General features: G+C 70.8%; 20 protein-coding genes. 10 read left to right on the top strand and 10 right to left on the bottom strand.

What is annotated here, in order from left to right; genetic code table 11:
* Positions 1-61: 61 nt before the first annotated feature.
* The 5 genes from AC1RAD_RS18995 (at position 62) to AC1RAD_RS18975 (ending at position 6,033) form a co-directional block, all read left to right on the top strand.
* Complete coding sequence (locus AC1RAD_RS18995; RefSeq protein WP_492736607.1) at positions 62-1,108, top strand: FecR domain-containing protein; 1,047 nt, start codon at positions 62-64, stop codon at positions 1,106-1,108.
* A gap of 70 nt (positions 1,109-1,178) precedes the next feature.
* Positions 1,179-3,659 (top strand): ferric-rhodotorulic acid/ferric-coprogen receptor FhuE, encoded by a 2,481-nt coding sequence (gene fhuE / locus AC1RAD_RS18990; RefSeq protein WP_492736605.1) that lies wholly within the window; start codon positions 1,179-1,181, stop codon positions 3,657-3,659.
* A 90-nt stretch (positions 3,660-3,749) separates the two neighbouring features.
* Positions 3,750-4,052 carry a DUF3649 domain-containing protein gene (locus tag AC1RAD_RS18985; RefSeq protein ID WP_095948980.1) on the top strand — a complete coding sequence of 101 codons (303 nt, stop codon included), beginning with the start codon at positions 3,750-3,752 and terminating at the stop codon, positions 4,050-4,052.
* On the top strand, positions 4,049-5,674 hold the full coding sequence (locus AC1RAD_RS18980) for a PepSY-associated TM helix domain-containing protein (RefSeq protein WP_492736602.1): 1,626 nt from the start codon (positions 4,049-4,051) through the stop codon (positions 5,672-5,674). The genes AC1RAD_RS18985 and AC1RAD_RS18980 overlap by 4 nt, the downstream gene beginning before the upstream one ends.
* A complete protein-coding gene (locus tag AC1RAD_RS18975; RefSeq protein ID WP_492736601.1) occupies positions 5,671-6,033 on the top strand; it encodes a DUF3325 domain-containing protein in 363 nt (120 codons plus the stop codon). Before AC1RAD_RS18980 ends, AC1RAD_RS18975 begins: the two co-directional genes overlap by 4 nt.
* A 2-nt stretch (positions 6,034-6,035) precedes the next feature.
* Here AC1RAD_RS18975 and AC1RAD_RS18970 read toward each other — a convergent pair whose 3' ends face one another.
* The 6 genes from AC1RAD_RS18970 to AC1RAD_RS18945 all read right to left on the bottom strand — a co-directional run bounded on the left by AC1RAD_RS18970 (position 6,036) and on the right by AC1RAD_RS18945 (position 11,024).
* Positions 6,036-7,025 (bottom strand): Bug family tripartite tricarboxylate transporter substrate binding protein, encoded by a 990-nt coding sequence (locus AC1RAD_RS18970; protein ID WP_492736599.1) that lies wholly within the window; start codon positions 7,023-7,025, stop codon positions 6,036-6,038.
* 66 nt (positions 7,026-7,091) lie between these two features.
* Positions 7,092-7,448 (bottom strand): cupin domain-containing protein, encoded by a 357-nt coding sequence (locus tag AC1RAD_RS18965; RefSeq protein WP_070062522.1) that lies wholly within the window; start codon positions 7,446-7,448, stop codon positions 7,092-7,094.
* A 19-nt stretch (positions 7,449-7,467) separates the two neighbouring features.
* A complete protein-coding gene (locus AC1RAD_RS18960) occupies positions 7,468-8,463 on the bottom strand; it encodes a quinone oxidoreductase family protein (protein ID WP_492736597.1) in 996 nt (331 codons plus the stop codon).
* Complete coding sequence (locus tag AC1RAD_RS18955) at positions 8,460-9,368, bottom strand: beta-keto acid cleavage family enzyme (protein WP_062482144.1); 909 nt, start codon at positions 9,366-9,368, stop codon at positions 8,460-8,462. The genes AC1RAD_RS18960 and AC1RAD_RS18955 overlap by 4 nt, the downstream gene beginning before the upstream one ends.
* Positions 9,365-10,135: an SDR family NAD(P)-dependent oxidoreductase gene (locus AC1RAD_RS18950; protein WP_492736595.1), complete on the bottom strand. Its 771-nt coding sequence runs from the start codon at positions 10,133-10,135 to the stop codon at positions 9,365-9,367. The genes AC1RAD_RS18955 and AC1RAD_RS18950 overlap by 4 nt, the downstream gene beginning before the upstream one ends.
* 22 nt (positions 10,136-10,157) lie before the next feature.
* Complete coding sequence (locus AC1RAD_RS18945) at positions 10,158-11,024, bottom strand: dioxygenase family protein (RefSeq protein WP_492736593.1); 867 nt, start codon at positions 11,022-11,024, stop codon at positions 10,158-10,160.
* A 130-nt stretch (positions 11,025-11,154) separates the two neighbouring features.
* Here AC1RAD_RS18945 and AC1RAD_RS18940 point away from each other — a divergent pair, with 130 nt between their 5' ends.
* The 3 genes from AC1RAD_RS18940 (at position 11,155) to AC1RAD_RS18930 (ending at position 14,841) form a co-directional block, all read left to right on the top strand.
* On the top strand, positions 11,155-12,186 hold the full coding sequence (locus AC1RAD_RS18940; RefSeq protein WP_492736591.1) for a LacI family DNA-binding transcriptional regulator: 1,032 nt from the start codon (positions 11,155-11,157) through the stop codon (positions 12,184-12,186).
* Between the two features lie 96 nt (positions 12,187-12,282).
* A complete protein-coding gene (locus tag AC1RAD_RS18935) occupies positions 12,283-12,858 on the top strand; it encodes a thermonuclease family protein (RefSeq protein WP_492736589.1) in 576 nt (191 codons plus the stop codon).
* Between the two features lie 60 nt (positions 12,859-12,918).
* Complete coding sequence (locus tag AC1RAD_RS18930) at positions 12,919-14,841, top strand: PhoX family protein (RefSeq protein WP_492736587.1); 1,923 nt, start codon at positions 12,919-12,921, stop codon at positions 14,839-14,841.
* A gap of 38 nt (positions 14,842-14,879) precedes the next feature.
* Here the strand turns inward: AC1RAD_RS18930 and AC1RAD_RS18925 are convergent, their stop codons facing one another.
* Complete coding sequence (locus AC1RAD_RS18925; RefSeq protein WP_101489518.1) at positions 14,880-15,131, bottom strand: hypothetical protein; 252 nt, start codon at positions 15,129-15,131, stop codon at positions 14,880-14,882.
* Positions 15,132-15,150: 19 nt separating this feature from the next.
* Entirely contained in the window at positions 15,151-16,497 is a 1,347-nt protein-coding gene (locus tag AC1RAD_RS18920; RefSeq protein WP_095747680.1) for an NAD(P)/FAD-dependent oxidoreductase, read from the bottom strand.
* A 148-nt stretch (positions 16,498-16,645) separates the two neighbouring features.
* Between AC1RAD_RS18920 and egtB the strand changes: the two genes are divergently transcribed.
* Together egtB and egtD are read left to right on the top strand one after the other, a co-directional pair.
* Positions 16,646-17,911 carry an ergothioneine biosynthesis protein EgtB gene (egtB, locus tag AC1RAD_RS18915; protein ID WP_492736585.1) on the top strand — a complete coding sequence of 422 codons (1,266 nt, stop codon included), beginning with the start codon at positions 16,646-16,648 and terminating at the stop codon, positions 17,909-17,911.
* Between the two features lie 26 nt (positions 17,912-17,937).
* On the top strand, positions 17,938-18,936 hold the full coding sequence (gene egtD / locus AC1RAD_RS18910) for an L-histidine N(alpha)-methyltransferase (RefSeq protein ID WP_492736583.1): 999 nt from the start codon (positions 17,938-17,940) through the stop codon (positions 18,934-18,936).
* 4 nt (positions 18,937-18,940) lie between these two features.
* Here the strand turns inward: egtD and AC1RAD_RS18905 are convergent, their stop codons facing one another.
* On the bottom strand, positions 18,941-20,404 hold the full coding sequence (locus tag AC1RAD_RS18905) for an NAD-dependent succinate-semialdehyde dehydrogenase (RefSeq protein WP_492736581.1): 1,464 nt from the start codon (positions 20,402-20,404) through the stop codon (positions 18,941-18,943).
* Positions 20,405-20,416: 12 nt separating this feature from the next.
* Entirely contained in the window at positions 20,417-21,688 is a 1,272-nt protein-coding gene (gene gabT, locus AC1RAD_RS18900; protein WP_492736579.1) for a 4-aminobutyrate--2-oxoglutarate transaminase, read from the bottom strand.
* Positions 21,689-21,690 lie beyond the last annotated feature (2 nt).

The raw sequence follows: 21,690 nt of genomic DNA, 5'->3' as shown, positions 1-21,690 counted from the left end.
GCGCCGCGCCGGGCCGCCCCAAGCAAGCGCGCGCCGAAGTGCGAAGCACGAAGGCATTCTGATGAGCGCGATGAATTTCGAAACATCGACGCTCGCCCCGCGCGTGCTCGACGAAGCCGCCGAATGGCTGATGCGGCTGCACGACAGCGCCGTCACCGACGAAGACCGCCGCGCCTGCGAGCGCTGGCGCCAGAGCCACCCCGACCACGCACGCGCCTGGGCGCGCGCCGAGCAGCTGATGAACAAGCTCGGCGGCCTGCCGCCGGCGCTGGCGATGTCGTCGCTCGCGCGACCTGCGCGCGGCAACGCGAACAACCGCCGCGCCACCCTCGGCCGGCTGGCCGCGCTGCTGGCGGCCGTGCCCGCCGGCTGGCTCGGCTGGCAGGCGGTCGAGATGGCGGGCGAGCGCGGCTGGATGGCCGGGCACCGCACCGCCACCGGCGAGCGCCGCGAACTGCGGCTGGCCGACGGCAGCCGCCTCACGCTCAACACCGCCAGCGCGGTCGATGTGCATTTCGACGGCACGCAGCGTCGCGTGGTGCTGCAGGCGGGCGAGATCTTCATCGCCACCGCGCCCGACCCCGCCGCCGCGCACCGCCCGTTCCGCGTGGCCAGCGCCGGCGGCACGCTGGAGGCCCTGGGCACGCGCTTCAGCGTGCGCAAGGAAGCGGGCGGCGCCACCCACATCGCCGTGCTCGAAGGCGCGGTGCGCATCACGCCCGAGCGCGCCGCCGCGCGCGTGCTGCCGGCGGGGCAGCAGGCCCGCTTTACCGCCGACGGCATCGACGACTTCCGTCCGGCGGACGCCTCGGTGCTGGCCTGGACGCAGGGCATGCTGCTGGCCGACGGCATGCGGCTGGCCGACTTCGCCGCCGAGCTGTCGCGCTACCGCCCCGGCCTGCTGCAGTGCGACGCGGCGGTGGCCGAGCTGCGTGTCTCGGGCGCCTTTCCGCTGGCCGACACCGACGGCGTGCTGCGCATGCTGGTGTCGACCTACCCGGTGGATGCGGCCACGCGCCTGCGCGGCTACTGGGTCACGCTCGTGCCGCGAGCGGCACCCGAAGAGCGCGCGACGGGCGCTTCGAAAAATATATCGATCCGGGGGTGAGACTTTTTTTCGTTTCGGCTGGCAAGGAGGGTGAAGAACCCACCGTTGCCCAACCGAAAGGCCCGTCTCCATGTCTGCATCCCGCCCGTCCGCCTTGCGCCCGTTCGCAGAGCGCCGCCTGAACACCGTCCTTCGCCATGCCCTGGTGGCGCTCGCCCTCGGCGGCCTGGCCGGCGCGGGAGGGCCGGCCTTCGCGCAGGCGTCGTCGTCCTCGCTCGACGCCGCCGCGTCCCACGCCTACGACATTCCCGCCGGCCCGCTGGGCCGCACGCTCGCCGCCTTCGCGGCCGGCAACGGCATCGCGCTGTCGTTCGACCCCGCGCTCACGCAGGGGCGCAGCAGCCCCGCGGTGGCGGGCCGCTACACCGCACGCGAAGCCATCGAGCGCCTGCTCGCGGGCAGCGGCCTGCAGGTGGTGGCGCGCACCGACGGCAGCTACACGCTGAACCGCCGCGAGGCCGGCACGCCCGCCGCAGGGGCCGGCGGCGTCGATACGCTCTCGCCCGTCACCGTCACGGCCGAGGCCGACCGCAGCGGCACCACCGAAGGCACCGGCGCCTACACCACGCGCGCCACGGCGGCGGCCACCGGGCTCGCGCTCTCGCCGCGCGAGACGCCGCAGTCGGTCACCGTCATCACGCGCCAGCAGATCGACGACCAGAACCTGCTGTCGCTCGGCCAGGCCATGCAGAGCGTGCCCGGCGTGTTCTCGGTGAGCTCCGACAGCGACCGCACCGACCTGTACGCGCGCGGCTTCTACATCGACAACTACCAGTACGACGGCGTGCCGACCACGGTCACCACCGACTTCTTCGGCGCCTCCACCAACGACCCGGTGCTGTACGACCGCATCGAGGTCGTGCGCGGCTCGACGGGGCTGCTCACCGGCGCGGGCAACCCCTCGGCCTCGGTGAACCTGGTGCGCAAGCACGCCGACAGCAAGGTGTTCGCCGGCAACGCATCGCTCGCGCTGGGTTCGTGGAACCTGCGCCGCGGCACGGTCGACCTGCAGACGCCGGTCACGAAAGACGGCCGCGTGCGCGCCCGCCTCATCGGCATGACGGAAGACCGTGACTCCTTCATCGACATGTACCACGGCCGCAAGCACGTGCTGTACGGCGTGGTCGATGCCGACCTCACGCCCAGCACCACGCTGAGCGTGGGCATCGAGTCGCAGGCCACGCGGCCCACCTCGTCGACCTGGGGCGGGCTGCCGCTGACCTTCAGCGACGGCACGGCCACGCGCTGGGACCGCTCCAAGACCGTCGGCACACCGTGGACCCACTGGGACACGACCACCACCACCGCCTTCGCGAACCTCACGCACCAGTTCGACAACGGCTGGAAGCTCAAGGCCAACGGCTCGCACCGGCAGAGCAAGCAGAACGCCAAGCTGCTGTACCTGTACGGCGACCTCGACCGCCTCACCGGCACCGGCCTGGGCTCGCTGCCCGGCTACTTCGAGCACCAGTTCCGCCAGAACAGCCTCGACCTGCAGGCCACCGGCCCGTTCACGTTGCTGGGGCGCACGCACGAACTCGTGGTGGGCGTCAGCAACAGCCAGTCGCGCTACGTGGAGGCGAGCCATCCGCGCACCAGCCCGCTGCCCGACACCGGCAACTTCTACGACTGGAACGCCGCGTCGTACCCCGAGCCGGGCTGGGACCCGCTGAAGGTCTCGGCCATCACCAAGACGCGCCAGACCGGCTACTACGGCGCCGCGCGCCTGTCGCTGGCCGATTCGCTCAAGCTCATCGTGGGCGGACGCCAGAACAGCTGGCGCTCCACGCGCCTGACCGCCGACGCACCGGCCACGCGCAAGCACGAGGTGTTCACGCCCTACGCGGGCCTGGTGTACGACCTGAGCGAGAACTACTCGGTGTACGCGAGCTACACCGACATCTTCCAGCCGCAGAACTACCGCGATGCCAGCGGTTCGTACCTCAACCCGGTGACCGGAAAGAGCTACGAGATCGGCCTCAAGGGCGAGCACCTGAACGGCAAGCTGAACACCTCCATCGCCGTCTTCCGCGCCGAGCAGGAGAACGTGGCGCAGCGCGACGGCACGAAGCTCGTGCCCAACTCGAGCGAAGGCGCCTATTACGGCGCGCGCGGCGTGACCAGCAAGGGCATCGAGCTGCAGGTGTCGGGCGAGCTGGCTCCGGGCTGGCAGCTGAACGCGGGCATCGCGCGCACGCTGGGCCGCGAAGGCAACGGCAACCGCATCAACACCGCCATGCCGACCACGCAGGCCACGCTGTTCACCACCTACCGGCTGCCCGGCGCGTGGCACCGGCTCACGCTGGGCGGCGGCGTCAACTGGCAGAACCGCACCTACTACGCCTACAGCGTGGGCGATGTCGACCTGCGCTACCAGCAGGGCTCGCGCGCGGTCGTGAGCCTGATGGCGCGCTACGCCTTCACGCCCAAGCTGGCGCTGCAGCTGAACATCGAGAACCTCTTCGACAAGAAGTACTACAGCAACATCGACGGGCAGGCCTACTTCGGCACGCCGCGCAACGCGGTGGCGACGCTGAGCTACGCGTTCTGACCGGAAAAGAGCGGGGGCATGACCCTTTTTTCGTTCTCGTTTGTCATGTAGGGGAGGGGCGCATGTCCGCGCCCCGTTTTCCGGTCCCCGATGAACACCCGCACCTCCTCCTTTTCTCCCGCCCTGCGGCTGCTGTCCCGCGTCGCGGCCGCCGTGTTCGGCGGCTACGCGCTGGCCTCGGCCGCCGCCGTCTTCCTGGCCGCCGTGCTGCCGGCCGGCCCCGCCGAGGCCGCGCTCGGGGGCATGCAGTTCAGCTTCGCGGTCTACACCGTCGCCGTGATCTGGGCGTTCGCGCCCGTGTCGCTGCCGCGTGCGTGGGCCGGCCTGCTGCTGCCGGCCGTGGTGCTGGCCGGGCTCGGCCTGGCCTTGCGCGGCGCGGGAGGCGGCGCATGAGCACGAAGAAAGCCAAGGCGCCCTCGCAAGGGGGCTTTCGCCAGGCCCAGGCCTGGCTGCACACCTGGTGCGGCCTGTGGTTCTCGTGGCTGCTGTTCGCGGTGTTCCTCACCGGCACGCTGGCCGTGTTCGACGAGCCCATCACCCACTGGATGACGCCGGAGCACCACGCCGAGGAAGCCGCCGCCGCAGCCAAGAAGGAGAAGGGCGAGCCCACGGCCGACCGCGCGCAGCGCCTGGCCTGGGGCATGGCCTACATGGCCGAGCACCACCCGGGCGCCTCGATGTGGGAGCTGTGGCCTTCGGACGCGCAGGGCGGCGGCGAGTTGCGGGTGTTCTGGTTCGACGCCAACCGGCAGTACGCAGGCGTCGCGCTCGACCCCGCCACCGGCAAGCCGCTGAAGGAAGACGGCGGCCACGCGGCGCGCGCCACGCTCGGCGGCCACCACTTCGTCGACTTCCACTACGAGCTGCACGCCGGCACCGTCGGCCTGTGGATCGTCGGCATCGCCGCGATGGCGATGCTGGTGGCGCTGGTGTCGGGCGTCATCACGCACAAGCGCATCTTCAAGGACTTCTTCACCTTCCGCCCCAAGAAAGGCCAGCGCAGCTGGCTCGACGCGCACAACGCCGTGGCGGTGCTGACCTTGCCCTTCCAGTTCATGATCGCCTACACCGGCCTCGTGATCTCGGGCACCAGCTTCATGCCGGCCCCCAAGGCCTTGCACTACGGAACCGGCCCGCAGGCGCAGGTGCGTTTCGTCTCCGAGCTGGGCGACATCGACAAGCCCGCCGCCACCGGCCGCGCGATGCCCGTGCCCGTGCTCGAACCCTTCGCGGCGCGCGGCCAGGAACGCATGGGCCAGCCGGTGCGCGCGGTCGTCATCGATCATCCGGGCGACGCGGCAGCGCGCATCGGCGTGTACGGATGGAACGGCGAGGACGAATCCGCGCGCCGGCTCAGCGCCACCACCGGCATGGTGCAGTTCTCCGCCGCGACCGGCGAGGTGCAGCGCGTGCGCCTGCCGGGCGCCGCGGACGGCGGCGCGGCCATGCTCGCGCAGTCGGCCATGGGCGGGCTGCACATGGTCACCTTCGGCGGCTGGCCGATGAAGTGGCTCTACTTCCTGTGCGGGCTCGCGGGTACCGCGATGATGGGTTCGGGCGCCGTGCTGTTCATCGTGAAGCGCCGTCAGAAGCACCTGGGCGAATTCGGCGGTGCGACCGCGCGGGTCTACCGGCTGGTCGAAGCGCTGAATGTCGCGGCCATCGCCGGGCTGGCCATTGCCTGCGTGGGCTACCTGTGGGCCAACCGGCTGGTGCCGGTCGGCATCGGGCACCGCGCGGACCGCGAACTGCAGGTCTTCTTTGCGCTGTGGGCGCTGGCGCTGGTGCATGCCTTCGTGCGCTCGCCGGCGCGCGCGTGGCGCGAGCAGCTCGGTGCACTGGCCGCGCTGTGCCTGCTGCTGCCGGTGCTCAACTTCGTGACCACGGGTGATCACCTGCTGGCGCAGTTTCTGCGCAGTGATTGGGAAAGCCTCGGCGTCGAACTGGGCGTGGTGGCCTTCGGCCCAGCAGCGCTGGGCGCGTTGCGCCATCTGCTGCGGAAGGCGGCGCGATGACGACGGCATGGGCTTCGTTGCTTGGCCTTGCGCTGGCGTATGCGGGCATGTCGTGCCTGAGCTTTGCCATGGACCGGCACCACGAGCAGCTGACGCGCGGACGTGAAGTGCCCGCGCGTCGGCGCACGGGCTTGCGCGTGATCGGCATGGTGCTGCTGGCCGCGGCCATCGTGCCCTGCGTGATGGCGTGGGGCCCGACGGTCGGGACGGTCGCGTGGCTGGGCTTGCTTTCGGCGGGTGCGTTGCCGGTGGCCTTGCTGTTGCCGTACCGCCCACGCGCCGTGGCGTGGGGCGCCGGCGCTGCCGCCGTGGCCGGTGGTGCGGGGCTTGCGCCGGTGCTGGCGGCGCTGCTGCGCTGAGGTCAGTCCACCTTGATGGCTGCGGCCTTGACCACCTGCTGCGCCTTTGCGGTCTCGTCGGCGATGAATTTGTTGAACTGCGCGGAGGGCATGGTGAAGGGCTCGGCGCCGAGCTTCTCCAGCCGTTCCTTCAGTTCCGGCGACACCATGATCTTCGCGACCTCGGCCTGCAGCCGTTCCACCACGGGCTGCGGCGTTTTTGCAGGCGCGAACAGGCCGACCCAGAACAGGTAGGCCGAGCCCGGCACGCCAGCCTCCACGGTGGTGGGCGCGTCGGGCAGGGCGGACGAGCGGCCGGCGGTGCCCACGGCCAGTGCCTTGAGCTTGCCGCTCTTGATCAGCGGCAGCGCCGACACCATCGGCGCGAAGAACCAGTCGACGCGTCCGGCCATCACCTCGGTCATGGCCTCGGGCGTGCCGCGAAAGGGCACGTGCTGCGCATCGACGCCGGCCGCGAGGCGGAACACCTCGGCGTTCATGTGCGTGGCCGAGCCGTTCCCTGCGGAGCCGTAGTTCAGCCCGCCGGGCTTGGCCTTCGCCTTGGCCACGAGGTCTTTCACGTCGGTGAAGTGCGACGGCGAGGTCACCAGCACGTTGGGCAGGCTGGCCATCGGCGTCACGCCCGTGAAGTCCTTCAGCGTGTCGTACGACAGGCCCTTGTAGATCCACGGGTTCACGAGATGGCCGGCCGAATGCACCAGCAGCGTGTAGCCGTCGGCCGGCGCCTTGGCGGCGATGGCCGCGCCCAGCGTGCCGCCCGCGCCGGGGCGGTTGTCCACGATTACGCTGGTGCCCAGCGCGGGCCCGAGCTTTTCGGCGACCAGGCGCGCGACGATGTCGGTGCCGCTGCCCGCCGTGAAGGGCACGACCAGCTTGATGGGCTGCGTGCCCGGCCACGCGCCTTGTGCATGCGCGCCGCCGAGCGTGCAGGCCGCGAGTGCCGCAGCGATCGTGAGTGCCTGTCGGCGGCTCCAGGGGAATGTCTTCTTCATGCGTCTTGTCTCCGTTGATTTGTTGGTGCGAGCGATGAATGACTGACTGACTGGGAAAGGAGCGCGTCAGGCGGGCGGTGCGTTCGCCATCACCAGCGCCACCAGCACCGGGCGGTTGCTTCGGTTCTCGAGCTGGCGCTTCTCGCCGGGCGCGAAGCGGCAGCTGTCGTAGGGCAGCAGCACGTCTTCCTGGTGCGCGCCGTCGAGTTCGCCGACGACGTGCAGTTCGCCCTCGAGCACGAGGTAGAGCTTCTCCATCGGCGAGCCGTCCAGCCCGGTGCGACCGCCGGGCAGGATCTGGCTCATGCCCATCCACATCTGCGTCGAGGGGCCGGCTTCCTTGCCCTGCAGGCGCAGGCAGCGCATGTCGAAGTGGTTGGGCGCCTCGTAGTGCGGCGCCTCGCTGAAACGGGTCACATGCATGGTGGGTGTCCTCGGGGGGTCAGGGGCGCAGCACGACGCGGTCGGTGCTGCCCGACAGCACCAGCCGGTAGGCGTCGATCGCTTCGTCGAGCGCGAAGTGGCGTGCCACGGGAAAGGGTTTCAGCGTGCCGCGCTCGAAGCCTTCGCGCATCGCGTCGAGTTGCGCGGTGGAGGCCACGCAGTCCATCGCCAGCGAGTCGATGCCCACGTAGGTGTGCATGCCGCGGTAGAACGCGAAGATGTCGAAGGGCACCGCGCGGTCGTGCGTGGCGATGAAGATCTGCGTGGCCCCCTTGGCCATCGCCTTGTTGGCGGCCTCGAAGTAGGCACTGCCCACGGTGTTGTAGACGATGTGCGCGCCGCGCCCGTCGGTGAGTTCGCGCACCTGCGCGCCCACGTCGGCGTGGTGGCGCGCATCGACCACGTCGACCGGCGCGCTCGCGAACCCGGCGAAGGGCCCGGGGCCGCGCTGCACCGCGATCACGCGCGCGCCGGCCTGTGCGGCCAGCTGCACCGCCGCCTGCCCGACCTTGCCGTTGGCACCCAGCACCAGCACCGTCTGGCCCGCCTGCGGCATGCCGCTGCGCCTGAAGCCCTCGTAGGCCGTGACGAAGGGCACGCCCACCGCGCCGGCCTCGTCCATCGAGATGCCCTGGGGCTTGGCGCGCAGGGCCGCTTCGGGCAGCACGAGGTAGCGCGCATGCGAGCCGTCGCGCGTGATGCCGACGTCGCCGCCCGAGCCGTAGACCTCGCGGCCGACCCATGCGGCCGGGCCGCTCACGACGGTGCCCGCGAAGTCGCGGCCCGGCGTGCGCGGCCAGACGGCCTGCGGCATCAGGCCCAGCGCGGCCTTCACGTCGCTCGGGTTCACGGCGGCGGCGGCCACGCGCACCACGGCATGGCCGGGCGGCGCCATGGGTTCGGGCTGCGGCGCGGCCTCCAGGTGCAGCGCCTCGAGGTTGGCGGCCTTGCCGTTCACGCGCAGGGCGCGCGGTTCATGAAGGATGGCGCTCATCGTGCGGCTCCCTGAACGGCGCGGGTGTCGGCCAGCCCCAGCATCGCACGGGCCTCGCGCGGGTTGGCGACCTCGCCGCCCAGGCTGCGCAGGATGTCGCGCGCCTTCGCCACGAGCTGCGCGTTGCTTTCGGCCAGCACGCCTTTCTCGAGGTAGATGTTGTCTTCCATGCCCACGCGCACGTGGCCGCCCAGCAGCCACGACTGCGCGACGATCGGGAACTCCGTGCGGCCGATGCCGAAGGCGCTCCAGAAGGCGCCGCGCGGCAGCAGGTTGCGCGCATAGAGCAGCGTTTCGGGTGTGGGCGCGAAGCCGTACTTCACGCCGAGCACGAAGGTCCACATGGCGGGCCCGTCGAGCGTGCCGTCGGCGATGAGGTCCAGCGCCAGGTGGATGTCGCCCGAGTCGAAGATCTCCAGCTCGGGCTTCACGCCGGCCTCGCGCATCACCTTCGCCATGCGGCGCACGTTCTTCGGCGTGTTGATCACCACGTCGGGGCCGGAGTTCATGGTGTTGAGGTCGAGCGAGCACACGTCGGGCCGGATCAGCGCGATGTGTTCCACGCGCTTCTCGGGCGGCAGCAGCGTGGTGCCGGGCGCGGCGATCTTCGGGTCGTCCTCGCTGGGAATGAAGCGCCCGCCCGGCCCGGTCGTGAGGTTCACGATCAGCTCGCGGTTCTCGCGGCGGATGCGGTCGACCACCTCGCGGTACAGATCGACCTCCATCGAGGGCTTGCCCGTCTCCGGGTGGCGCACGTGGATGTGGACCTGCGCCGCGCCGGCTTCGGCGGCGGCCAGGCATTCGTCGGCGATCTGCACCGGCGTGATCGGCAGGTGCGGCGTCTGCTCGGGCTTCACGAGGTTGCCCGTGACGGCGCAGGTGATGAGCGTCTTCGCGTTGTTCACAGGTGGCGCCCTCCGTCGACCACGATGCGCGTGCCGGTGACGAAGCGCAGCGTGGTGGCCAGCGCCTCCACGGTGGCCGCCACGTCGTCGGGCTTGCCGATGCGTCCCAGCGGCGTGGTGCTGGCCATCTTGTCGGCGAACTCGGCGCCGCGCCCGGGCACGAAGCCCGACTCGACCGCGCCCGGCGACACCGACACCACGCGCACCGCCGGCGCCAGCGCCTTGGCCAGCGCGTCGCCCACCACGTCGAGCCCGGCCTTGGCGGCGACGTACGCGAGGTTGCTGCCCACGCCCGTGAAACCGGCGATGGACGAGATGTTGACCACCAGCCCGTCGCCCGTGGCCTTGAGCATCGGCGCGAAGGCGCGGATGGTGGCGAACACGCCGCGGAAGTTGGCGCGCAGCAGCTCGTCGATGAGGTCGTCGGTCAGCGCGTCGAGGTCGCCGGCGGGCACGGGCTGCGTGTGGCCCGCGCTGTTGACCAGGATGTCGCAGCGCCCGTGCGCGGCCTTCACCTCGGCGGCGGCGGCCTGCAGGCTCGGCGTGTCGACGATGTCGGCGCGGATCGCGCCGTGGCGCTGGCCGCTGTCTGAGGGCAGGGCGGCGGCGCGCGCGGCGGCGTTGTTGTTGTCGCCACCGCGGTGCAGCAGCACGCAGGTGGCGCCCAGCGCGGCCAGCCGCGTGGCGGTGGCATAGCCGATGGCGCCGAGGCCGCCGGTGATGACGGCGATCTTGCCGTGGAGTCGGGATTGGGGATCGAAGCTCATGGGATGAAGGGAAGTTGCGGAATCAGGGGATCGGTGGGCGGGGGAACTTCATCTCGCCGGGTTCGAGCTGGAAGTCGTACTGCAGCGTGGCGCTGCGGCCGTCGGGCGCGAGCGCGAAGCGGCCGATGAGTTGCCGCGTCACGCCGAAGGTCGGGTCGCTCTCCAGGTTCTCGTCGTCGTCGGCGAACACCTGCGTGACCAGCACCTTGTGGCCCGGCTTGCTCAGCATGAAGTGCAGGTGCGCGGGCCGGTTCGGGTGGCGCTGCTGCGCGCGCAGCAGCACGCCGCACGGCCCGTCGGTGGGCACCGGGTAGCCGGCGGGGCGCACGCTGCGGAAATGAAAGCGGCCTTGCGCGTCGGTGGTGAAGCGTCCGCGCAGGTTCATGTCGTCCTGTTCCGGGTCCTGGTTCTCGTAGAGCCCGACCGGCGAGGCCTGCCACACGTCGACCGTGACATCGGCCATCGGCTGCCCGCTCACGTCGCACACCGTGCCCGTCACCTCCAGCGGCGTGCCGGGCGTGCCCGAGCGCGCGATGCTCTCGCCCGCCGCGCAGGCCGGCGAGTTGGCGCGCCAGAAGGGGCCGAGCAGCGCGGCCGGCGATTCGCCGTGCGGGTCCTGGTTGTTCTGCAGCGCCACCACGGTCGACACGCCCAGGATGTCGGCCGCCAGCACCACCTCGTTCTTGGTCTCGCCCGTGGCGTGGCCGATGGCGACGATGAATTCGAGCGCCTGCTCGAACTCTTCCTCGGTCAGCTTCACCTCCTGGACGAAGGCGTGCAGGTGGCGCGTGAGTGCGTCCATCACGGTGCGCAGGCGCGGATCGGGGGTGCGTTGCATGGCGTCGAGCGCAAAGCCGAGCACCGAATCGGGGGAGGTGGCGATGTTCATCTGCAATCCTTGCAATCGTTTGCATGATCTTAAGTCAGATTCCGGAAAAGTAAAATGGCAGGTATCCGAGACGTCAGAATGGGAATTCGCCAACCATGGCGCACCGGATGACCAACAATCGTTTGCACCAATGAGCACCCATCCCCCTACCAGCCCCGTCACCATCCGCGACGTCGCCCGTGCCGCCGGGGTGCATGTGTCGACCGTGTCGCGCGCGCTCAGCCCCGAGAAGCGCTCGCTGATCAGCGACGAGGTGCTGCGCGTGGTCGAGGAGGCCGCGCAGCGCCTGGGCTACCGGCCCAACCGCGCGGCCTCGGCGCTGCGCACGGGCCGCACCCACACCATCGGCGTGCTGGTGCCCGACATCACGAACGCGGTGTTCCCGCCGATCCTGCAAGGCATCGAGGCCAGCGCGGCGGCGCGCGGCTACTTCGTGTTCGTCACCAACGTGGTCGATCCGGCGCTCGCGCGGCCGGTGCTCGAGCGCATGCTGGCGCAGCGCGTGGACGGCGTGATCCTGGCCACCACCACGCGCGACGACCCACTGGTCGACTTCGTCGCCAAGGCCGGCATGACGGCGGTGCTGGTCAACCGCGCCGACGAGACCGGCCGCCTGCCCGCCGTGGTGAGCGACGACCGGCTGGCGATGAAGCTCGCGGTCGATCACCTCGTGGGCCTGGGCCACAAGCGCATCGCGCACCTGGCGGGGCCGCAGACCATCCCCACCGGCGTGGGCCGCCTGCTGGGCGTGGAGCAGGCGCTGCGCGACCACCGCATGAAGCCGGCGCGCATCGTCGAGTGCGCCAGCTACAGCCGCGAAGCGGGCGCGGCCGCGATGAAGCAGATGCTCGCGGCCGGCGCCGCGCCGCAGGCCGTGGTCTGCTGCAACGACCTCGTGGCACTGGGCGCCTACGACGCGCTGCGCGAGGCCGGCCTGCGCGTGCCGAAGGACATCTCGATCACCGGCCACAACGACATGCCGCTGGTCGACATGGTCGATCCGCCGCTCACCACCATCCGGCTGCCGCACCGCGAACTCGGCTGGCGCGCGGCCGAGATGCTGTTCGAGGAGATCGACGGACAGGCGCTGTCCGCGTCCACCGTGGTGCTGCGCCCGGAGCTGGTGGTGCGCAAGTCGACGGCCGCGCCGGCCGCGCGCTGAACGAAGACGAAAACAAATGCATCCGCAGGGCGAAGCGCGCACTTCGCGCCGAGAATCGTCGGCCATTCTTGGCCCCGTGTTCCGCTCCCTTTCCGCATGCGCTTTCGTCCCGCCTTCCTGCTTCTTTCCCTCGGCCTTTCCCTCCCGCTGCTGACCCACGCCGCATCGCCGCGCACCTGCCTCGTCGTGGGCGTGAGCGACGGCGACACGCTCACCGCGCGCTGCGGCCGCAGCGGCTCCTACGAGCAGGTCAAGGTGCGCATCGCCGCCATCGACGCACCCGAGAAAGCGCAGCCTTACGGCCAGCGCAGCCGCCAGGCGCTGAGCCGCCTGTGCTACGCCGAGAAGGCCGTCATCACCGAGCGCGACACTGACCGCTACGGCCGCACTGTGGCCGACGTGCGCTGCAACGGCGAAGACGCCGGCCGCCGCCTGGTGGCCGAGGGCTGGGCCTGGGTGTACGACTACCACGGCATCGCGAAGAAGCGCGGCGGCGACCTGTTCCGCCTCGAGGCCGCGGCGCGCGCGCAGCACATCGGCCTGTGGGCCGACACCGCGCCGACGCCGCCCTGGGACTGGCGCCGCGAACGGCGGGAGCAGCCACGCAACAACAACAGCAACCACGGCGGCTCGCAGCCCTGGGGTGACGTGCGCTTCGAACCCCTGTCATGACGGCTTCATGGGGGCGCGGGAGCATCGCGGGTTCCCACGATTCCCACGGACCTTCAGGACATGGCCAAAGACTTCGCGCGCATGGAGGACTCGAACCCCTCCGGCAATCCCACCATCCACGACGTGTCCGATCCGCAGCGGCGGGTCTTCGTGCGCGGCGGCCTGGCGGCGGCCGTGGCAGGCCTGTTCGGGCCGCTGGCCGGCTGTGCCAGCACGGGCAGCGGCAGTAGCAACGCCGTGAGCGGCCTGGGCCGCGCCATCGGTTTCAAGAGCGTGCCCATGGCGGCGGTCGACCAGGTGGTCGTGCCCGAGGGCTACCGCACGCAGGTGCTGTACCGCTGGGGCGACCCCACGGGCATCGCGGGCCGCATGCCCGCCTTCAAGACCGACGCTTCCGACTCCGCCGACGACCAGGCGCTGCAGGCCGGCATGCACCACGACGGCATGGCCTTTTTCCCGCTGGACGGATCGAACCGCGGCCTGCTGGTGCTGAACCACGAGTACGTGGACGACGGCCTGCTGCACACCGACGGCATGAAGACCTGGAGCGCCGCGAAGGTGCGCAAGTCAATGCACGCGCACGGCGTGTCGGTGATCGAGCTGCAGCGCGACGGCGCGGCCTGGCAGCAGGTGCTGCCTTCGCGTTTCGCGCGCCGCATCACCGCGCTCACACCGATGACGCTCACCGGCCCCGCGGCCGGCCACCCGATGCTGCGCACCGCGGGAGATCCCTCGGGCACGCAGGTGCTCGGCACCTTCAACAACTGCGCCAACGGCCAGACGCCGTGGGGCACCTACCTGACCTGCGAAGAAAACTTCGCCGACTACTTCGAGGGCACCGCCACGCCCGACGCGCACCAGAAGCGCTGGGGCCTCAAGAAGGGCAACGGCGCCAAGTACCGCTGGCACGAGCACGAAGAACGCTTCGACGTCGAAAAGCACCCGAACGAATCGAACCGCTACGGCTGGGTGGTCGAGATCGATCCGCAAGACCCGAACTCCACGCCGCGCAAGCGCACCGCGCTGGGCCGCGCCGCGCACGAAGGCGCCGCCGTGGCGCTCACCGACGACGGCCGCGCCGTGGTCTACATGGGCGAGGACTCGCGCTTCGAATACATCTACAAGTTCGTGAGCCGCGACAAGGTGCGCCCCGGCGGCGCCGCCGCCAACCGCGAGCTGCTCGACCACGGCACGCTGTACGTGGGCCGCTTCGACGTCGACGGCACGGGCGAATGGCTGCCGCTGGTGCAGGGCAAGGGCGGGCTGGTGGCCAACAAGGGCTTCGCCACGCAGGGCGATGTGCTCATCAAGTCGCGCCAGGCCAGCGACATCCTCGGTGCCACCAAGATGGATCGCCCCGAGTGGACCACCGTCGATCCGCTGACGAAGGAGGTCTACTGCACGCTCACCAACAACAGCAACCGCGGCGCCCCGGGCCAGCCCTTCATGGACGCGGCCAACCCGCGCTCCAACAACACGATGGGCCAGATCATCCGCTGGAAGGAAAGCGGCGACCTCGACGCCACGAAGTTCGCCTGGAACCACCTCGTGCTCGCGGGCGACCCGAAGCAGACGCGCTACGAGGCGCAGGGCAACGTCAAGGGCGACGCCTTCGGCAGCCCCGACGGCCTGATGGTCGATGCGCGCGGCGTGCTGTGGATCCAGACCGACGTGTCGACCTCCACGCTGGGCAAGGGCGACTACACGAACCTGCCGAACAACCAGATGCTGGCCTGTGACCCGACCAAGGGCGAGATCCGCCGCTTTCTGCTCGGCCCGGCCGGCTGCGAGATCACCGGCCTCACGGCCACGCCCGACCTGCGCACGCTGTTCATCAACATCCAGCACCCGGGCGAGCCGGCCAACGAGCGCAGCGACCCCGAGCGCCCGCTCGCCGTGTCGAAGTGGCCCGACGGCGCGGGCCGGCCGCGCTCGGCGACCGTGGTCATCACGAAGATCGACGGCGGGGTGATCGGCAGCTGACGCAGCCAGGGGCGCCTCGCAGGGGCGCCCTCGGGCCTTCAGCAGTGGCCCGAGTACCAGCAGCGCACCTCGGGCATGAACAGCCCCCAGACGAAGCTGATCGCGCACACGATCAGCATCAGCAGCGCGAACATGCGCAGGCCCTCGGCGCCCCAGCGTGGCGCGAAGATGCTCACGAGAAAGCCCGAGAGAAACGTGCCTTCGAGCCAGGCCGCGCCGCCCCAGCGCAGGATCCAGAGCCAGAACAGCGCATCGAGCGCATGAAAGACGACCCACCAGAGCAACGTCATCGCGCGGCGTGGGGCGTGCCTACGACTCGCTGCGGCCTTGCACGTCGGCCACCACGCGCGCGTTGCGCTGGAAGCTCCAGTAGGCGCTGGCCCAGTCCCACATCACGACCACGCGGTTGCGGAAACCGATGAGGAAGTACGCGTGCGCGAACAGCCAGAACAGCCACGCGGGCCGGCCGCTGAAGCGCAGCGGGCCGAAGGGCGTGCCCAGGTCGACCACGGCCGAGTTGCGGCCGATGGTGGCCAGGTTGCCGTAGTCGGCGTAGCGGAACGGCACCGTGGGCTGGCCCGCCAGGCGGCGCAGGATGTTCGCCGCCGCCGCGCGGCCGGCCTGCTTGGCGCCGGGCGACACGCCGGGCACCGGCTTGGGCGGCTTGCCGGGCGCGTGGCTCATGGCCGCGGCCAGGTCGCCCACCACGCTGATCTCGGGGTGGCCGGCCAGGCTCAGGTCGGGCTCGACCTTGATGCGGCCCGCGCGGTCGCATTCGACGCCCGTGGCGCTGCCGAGCAGCCGGCCCAACGGCGAGGCCGCGACACCGGCCGCCCACACCACGCAACTGCTGGGAATGCGGTAGCTCTGCAGCGGCGCGCCGTCGGGGCCGCCGCCGGTCTGCACTTCGAGGCCGGCGTTGTCGATGGCGGTGACGCGTGCGTTCAGCCGCACCTCCACGCCGAGCCGTTCCAGTTGTTCGAGCGCCTTCTGGCTCAGGCTCTCGGGCATGGCCTGCAGCACGCGCGGGCCGCCCTCGACCAGCAGCACCTGCGCGCTGCCGGGGTCGATGCGGCGGAACTCGCCCGCGAGCGTGTGCTTGGCGATCTCGGCCAGCGTGCCGGCCATCTCGACACCGGTCGGGCCGGCGCCGATCACCACGAAGGTGAGCAGCGCGCGGCGGCGCTCGGGGTCGGCGGTGGTCTCGGCCGTCTCGAAGGACATCAGCACGCGGCGGCGGATCTCGAAGGCATCGGCCAGCGTCTTCAGGCCCGGCGCGGCGGGCGCCCATTCGTCGTGCCCGAAGTAGCTGTGCGTGGCGCCGGCCGCCACGATCAGGTGGTCGTAGGCCACCTGGCTGCCATCGGCCAGTTGCACCGTGCGCGCGGCCGGGTCGATGCCCGTCACCTCGGCCAGCAGCGTGGTCACGTTGGCCTGCTTGCGGAACAGGGCGCGCACCGGCGCCGCGATCGACGGCGCAGCGAGCCCGGCGGTCGCCACCTGGTAGAGCAGGGGCTGGAACAGGTGGTGGTTGGTCTTGTCGATCACCGTCACATCGACGTCGGCCCGCTGCAGCTTGCGCGCTGCCTCGAGTCCGCCGAAACCGCAGCCGATGATGACAACGTGGGGCCTGGCCGAAGGAGAGGGGGTTTGCATCGCCCGGATCATACGCAGCGGGCCGGGGCGTTCCGGGCCGCTTGCGCGCAGGACGGGCTCCTGCGGCGGCGCGGCGGCGGCGTCTTGTCCTACGTGCTTTTGTCGCCGGTATGGGCTAAAACTTCCGGCTCACCCGACTGGAGACACCATGACGTTTTCCCGGCCGATCGCCCCCGTGGCGAGCGCCTTGCGCGAGCAATTCCGCACGGTGCGCGCCGCCGGCGTGGCGCTGGCCGCGCCGCTGTCCGCCGAGGACCAGTGCATCCAGTCGATGCCCGACGCCAGCCCGACCAAGTGGCACCTGGCGCACACGACGTGGTTCTTCGAGACCGTGCTGCTGCAGCCGCATGCGGCGGGGTACCAACCCTTCGATGCGCGTTTTCATTACCTCTTCAACTCCTACTACGAGGCGCTCGGGCCGCGTCACCCGCGGCCGCAGCGCGGGCTGCTCACGCGGCCGTCGCTCGACGAGGTGCACGCCTACCGCCGCCATGTCGACGAGGCGGTGCTCGCGCTGCTCGCGGCGCCGGAGGCGCTCGACTGGGCAGCCATCGAGGCCATCGTCGCGCTCGGGCTGAACCATGAGCAGCAGCACCAGGAGCTGCTGCTCACCGACATCCTGCATGCGCTGTCGTGCAACCCGCTGCTGCCGGCCTACAGGCCCGCGAGCGGCCCCGCGCGGCGGCTGGCCGCCGTGCCGGCCGAGGTGCGCTGGCTGGAGCAGCCGGGCGGCACGGTCGAGGTCGGGCATGCGGGCGAGGGCTTCTGCTTCGACAACGAGACGCCGCGCCACGCCGCCTTGCTGCGCCCCTATGCCATCGCCGACCGGCTGGTGAACTGTGGCGACTTCGCACAGTTCATCGCCGACGGCGGCTACCGCCGGCCCGAGCTGTGGCTGTCCGACGGCTGGGCCACGGTGCAGGCCCAGGGCTGGCGCCACCCGGCCTACTGGCTCGAAGCCGACGACCCGCGCATCGCCACCCTCGGCGCGGGCGGCGGCCCTGCCGCGCCCGGCGGCTGGCAGGTGTTCGGCCTGCACGGCGTGCGGCCGATGGAGGCCGATGCGCCCGTGTCCCAGCTGAGCTTCTACGAGGCCGCCGCGTACGCCGAATGGGCCGGCGCGCGGCTGCCCACCGAGTTCGAATGGGAGGCCGCCTTCGACGCGCCCGGCATTGCGCAGATGAGCGGCCATGTCTGGCAATGGACGCGTTCCTCGTACGACCCGTACCCGGGCTTCCGGCCGCTGCCCGGCATCGCGGCCGAATACAACGGCAAGTTCATGGTGGGCCAGCTGGTGCTGCGCGGCGGCAGCGTGGCCACGCCGGCCGGCCACACGCGGCCAAGCTACCGCAATTTCTTTCCGCCGGCGGCACGCTGGCAGTTCTCGGGGCTGCGGCTCGCGAAAGACCTTTGACCGACACCTCGATGGAGCCGAGCACCATGCGCAATCCGACCGCCCCGTTCGCCCTCGCCAGCCACCTGCAGCGACAGGAAGCCGCGACACCGACCGACACCGCCCCGTGGTCCGAGTTCGGCCGCGCCATGCAGGCCGGCCTGGCGCGCACACCGCGCCACATCTCGCCCAAGTTCTTCTACGACGTGGCCGGCTCGCAGCTGTTCGACCGCATCTGCGAACTGCCCGAGTACTACCCCACGCGCACCGAGCTGGGCATCCTGGGGGCCTGCGCTGGCGAGATCGCCGCGCAGATCGGGCCGAACGCCGAGATCGTCGAGTTCGGCGCGGGTTCGCTCACCAAGGTGCGGCTGCTGCTCGATGCGCTCGACTCACCGAAGCGCTATCTGCCGATCGACATCTCGGGCGAGCACCTCGAAGCCGCGGCGGCGCGCCTGAAGGCCGACTACCCGGCGCTCGCGGTGCAGCCCATCGCGGCCGACTACACCATGCCGCTCGTGCTGCCCGCGCCCCTGGCCGGGGCGGGCCGGCGCGTGGGCTTCTTCCCGGGTTCGACCATCGGCAACTTCGAGCCCGACGAGGCGCTGGCGTTCCTGCAGCTCGCGGCGCGCATGCTGCGCGGCGGCGGCCTGCTGATCGGCGTCGACCTGGTGAAAGACCCCGACCGGCTGCACGCGGCCTACAACGACGCGCAGGGCGTGACGGCGGCGTTCAACCTCAACCTGCTGCGGCGCGCGAACGCGGAGTTGTCGGCCGACTTCGACCTCGATGGCTTCTCGCACGCGGCCTTCTACAACGCGCCGATGCGCCGCATCGAGATGCACCTCGTGAGCCGGCGCGCGCAGAGCGTGCAGCTGCGCGGCGAGCGCTTCTCGTTCGAGGAAGGCGAGACCCTGCATACCGAGTACTCGCACAAGTTCACCGTCGAGGGCCTGCAGGCCCTGGCGGTGCGCGCGGGCTTCCGCGTCGGAGCGGTGTGGACCGACCCCGAGCGGTTGTTCAGCGTGCACTGGCTGCTGAGCTGACGCGCTAGCTGTCCAGCCCCGCAAGGCACACGTACTTGATCTCGAGGAAGTCGTCGAGCCCGTACTTCGAGCCTTCGCGCCCCAGCCCTGATTGCTTCACGCCGCCGAACGGCGCCTCGGCCGTCGACACCAGCCCGGTGTTCACCCCCACGATGCCCGATTCGAGCGCCTCGGCCACGCGCATGATGCGGCCGATGTCGCGGCTGTAGAAGTACGCGGCCAGGCCGAACTCGGTGTCGTTGGCCGCGGCGATGGCCTCGGCCTCGGTGTCGAACGCGAAGATCGGCGCCAGCGGGCCGAAGGTTTCCTCGCGCGCGAACAGCATGTCGGGCGTGGCGCCGCCGATCACGGTCGGCTCGTAGAACAGGCCGCCCAGCGCATGGCGCTTGCCGCCCGCGAGCACCTTGCCACCCTTGGCGACCGCATCCGCCACGTGCTCCTCGATCTTCTCGACCGCCTTGGCGTCGATCAGCGGGCCCTGGTTGACGCCGGCCTCGGTGCCGTTGCCGACCTTCAGCGCGTTGACCTTGGCCACGAGCTTCTGCGTGAAGGCCTCGAGCACGCCGCGCTGCACGTACAAGCGGTTCGCGCACACGCAGGTCTGGCCGGTGTTGCGGTACTTGGAGACCATCGCGCCTTCGACGGCGGCATCCACATCGGCATCGTCGAACACGATGAAGGGCGCGTTGCCGCCGAGTTCGAGCGACAGCTTCTTGATCGTGTCGGCCGACTGCTTCATGAGCGTGCGGCCCACCTCGGTCGAGCCGGTGAAGGTGAGCTTGCGCACGATGGGGCTGCGCGTCATCTCGCCGCCGATCTGGCTGGCCGAACCGGTGAGCACCGACAGCAAACCCTTCGGCACGCCCGCGCGCTCGGCGAGCACCGCAAAGGCCAGCGCCGAGAACGGCGTCTGCGTGGCCGGCTTCACGACCATGGCGCAGCCGGCCGCGAGCGCGGGCCCGGCCTTGCGCGTGAGCATGGCGGTGGGGAAGTTCCAGGGCGTGATGGCCGCGGTGACGCCCACGGGCTGCTTCAGCGCCAGGATGCGGCGATCGGCCTGTGGCGCGGGAATGGTGTCGCCGTACACGCGGCGCGCTTCCTCGGCGAACCACTCGATGAACGAGGCGGCGTAGGCGATCTCGCCGCGGCTCTCGGCCAGGGGCTTGCCCTGCTCGGTGGTCATGATCAGCGCGAGGTCGTCCACGTTCGCCAGCATCAGGTCGTTGAGCTTGCGCAGGATGGCCGAGCGTTCCTTGGCGGGCACCTTGGCCCAGGCCTTCTGCGCCTTCTCGGCGGCGGCGATGGCGCGCACGGTTTCCTCGGTGCCGCACATCGGCACGGTGCCGATCTGCTCGCCGGTGGCGGGGTTGGTGACGGCGACGGTGGTGCCGTTGTCGGCATTCACCCAGGCGCCAGCGATGCAGGCCTGCTGGCGCAGCAGGGTCGGGTCTTGGAGTTTCAGTGGCATGGGTGGTTTGTCTCAGGCTTGCAATGCGGCGGCGAGGATGTCGAGGCCTTCGCCGAGCACCGCGTCTTCGATGGTCAGGGGGAACAGGAAGCGGACCACATTGGCGTGCACGCCGCAAGTCAGCAGCAGCAAACCCGCGTCGCGCGCTCGGGTTTGCACCTGCTTCGTGAACTCGGGGTCGGGCGCGCCGCCGGCACCCGCGAACTCGACCGCCACCATCGCACCCAGGCCGCGCACGTCCGCGATCTGCGGCACCTTGGCGCGCAGCCCTTCGAGGCGTGCCTTGAGTCGGTCGCCCAGTATCTGCGCGCGCTCGCACAGGCGTTCGTCCTCGATCACGTCGAGCACCGCATGTGCCGCCGCAATGGCCAGCGCGTTGGCGGCGTAGGTGCCGCCGAGGCCGCCGGGGGCCGGCGCGTCCATGATCTCGGCGCGACCGCACACGGCCGACAGCGGCGTGCCGCCGGCCAGGCTCTTGGCCATCGTCATGAGGTCGGGCACCACGTCGTGGTGGTCCATGGCGAACCACTTGCCGGTGCGCGCGAAGCCGGTCTGGATCTCGTCGGCGATCAGCAGGATGCCGTGGCGGTCGCAGATCTCGCGCAGCGCGCGCATGAAGGCGGGCGGCGCAGCGTAGAAGCCGCCTTCGCCCTGCACCGGCTCCAGGATGATGGCCGCCACCTGCTCGGGCTCGATGTCGGCCTTGAACAGCTTGTCGATGGCGCGCAGCGAATCGTCCACCGACACGCCGTGCAGCGCGATCGGCGCGGGCACGTGGAAGATGCTGCCGGGGAAGGGCCCGAAGCCGGTCTTGTACGGCACCACCTTGCCCGTGAGCGCCATGCCCATGAAGGTGCGGCCGTGAAAGCCGCCGCTCAGCGCGATCACGCCGGGCCGGCGCGTGGCGGCGCGCGCGATCTTGATCGCGTTCTCGACCGCCTCGGCGCCGGTCGTGAAGAAGGCGGTCTTCTTGGCGTGGGTGCCGGGCGTGAGGCGGTTCAGGCGCTCGGCCAGCGACACCACGCTTTCGTACGGCACCACCTGGTAGGCCGTGTGGGTGAAGCGATCAAGCTGCGTGCGAATGGCCTCCACCACGCGCGGATGCCGGTGGCCGGTGTTGAGCACCGCGATGCCCGAGCCGAAGTCGATGTAGCGCCGGCCTTCGACGTCCCACAGCTCGGCGTTGAGCGCGCGCTCTGCGTAGATCGGAAAGCCGATGCCGACGCCGCGCGGCGTGGCGGCGATGCGGCGCGCGTCGATGGCGGCGTTGGTCTTGGATGTCATGA

The organism is Variovorax sp. GW823-FHT04B03 (genome assembly GCF_058796495.1).
This window is presented reverse-complemented; position numbering and strand designations above follow the sequence as displayed.

Excerpts from the sequence above, each read along its gene's own strand:
- AC1RAD_RS18995 (WP_492736607.1), top strand. The coding sequence starts at position 62 with ATGAGCGCGATGAATTTCGAAACATCGACGCTCGCCCCGCGCGTGCTC.
- fhuE (WP_492736605.1), top strand. The coding sequence starts at position 1,179 with ATGTCTGCATCCCGCCCGTCCGCCTTGCGCCCGTTCGCAGAGCGCCGC.
- AC1RAD_RS18985 (WP_095948980.1), top strand. The coding sequence starts at position 3,750 with ATGAACACCCGCACCTCCTCCTTTTCTCCCGCCCTGCGGCTGCTGTCC.
- AC1RAD_RS18980 (WP_492736602.1), top strand. The coding sequence starts at position 4,049 with ATGAGCACGAAGAAAGCCAAGGCGCCCTCGCAAGGGGGCTTTCGCCAG.
- AC1RAD_RS18975 (WP_492736601.1), top strand. The coding sequence starts at position 5,671 with ATGACGACGGCATGGGCTTCGTTGCTTGGCCTTGCGCTGGCGTATGCG.
- AC1RAD_RS18970 (WP_492736599.1), bottom strand. The coding sequence starts at position 7,025 with ATGAAGAAGACATTCCCCTGGAGCCGCCGACAGGCACTCACGATCGCT.
- AC1RAD_RS18965 (WP_070062522.1), bottom strand. The coding sequence starts at position 7,448 with ATGCATGTGACCCGTTTCAGCGAGGCGCCGCACTACGAGGCGCCCAAC.
- AC1RAD_RS18960 (WP_492736597.1), bottom strand. The coding sequence starts at position 8,463 with ATGAGCGCCATCCTTCATGAACCGCGCGCCCTGCGCGTGAACGGCAAG.
- AC1RAD_RS18950 (WP_492736595.1), bottom strand. The coding sequence starts at position 10,135 with ATGAGCTTCGATCCCCAATCCCGACTCCACGGCAAGATCGCCGTCATC.
- AC1RAD_RS18945 (WP_492736593.1), bottom strand. The coding sequence starts at position 11,024 with ATGAACATCGCCACCTCCCCCGATTCGGTGCTCGGCTTTGCGCTCGAC.
- AC1RAD_RS18940 (WP_492736591.1), top strand. The coding sequence starts at position 11,155 with ATGAGCACCCATCCCCCTACCAGCCCCGTCACCATCCGCGACGTCGCC.
- AC1RAD_RS18935 (WP_492736589.1), top strand. The coding sequence starts at position 12,283 with ATGCGCTTTCGTCCCGCCTTCCTGCTTCTTTCCCTCGGCCTTTCCCTC.
- AC1RAD_RS18930 (WP_492736587.1), top strand. The coding sequence starts at position 12,919 with ATGGCCAAAGACTTCGCGCGCATGGAGGACTCGAACCCCTCCGGCAAT.
- AC1RAD_RS18925 (WP_101489518.1), bottom strand. The coding sequence starts at position 15,131 with ATGACGTTGCTCTGGTGGGTCGTCTTTCATGCGCTCGATGCGCTGTTC.
- AC1RAD_RS18920 (WP_095747680.1), bottom strand. The coding sequence starts at position 16,497 with ATGCAAACCCCCTCTCCTTCGGCCAGGCCCCACGTTGTCATCATCGGC.
- egtB (WP_492736585.1), top strand. The coding sequence starts at position 16,646 with ATGACGTTTTCCCGGCCGATCGCCCCCGTGGCGAGCGCCTTGCGCGAG.
- egtD (WP_492736583.1), top strand. The coding sequence starts at position 17,938 with ATGCGCAATCCGACCGCCCCGTTCGCCCTCGCCAGCCACCTGCAGCGA.
- AC1RAD_RS18905 (WP_492736581.1), bottom strand. The coding sequence starts at position 20,404 with ATGCCACTGAAACTCCAAGACCCGACCCTGCTGCGCCAGCAGGCCTGC.
- gabT (WP_492736579.1), bottom strand. The coding sequence starts at position 21,688 with ATGACATCCAAGACCAACGCCGCCATCGACGCGCGCCGCATCGCCGCC.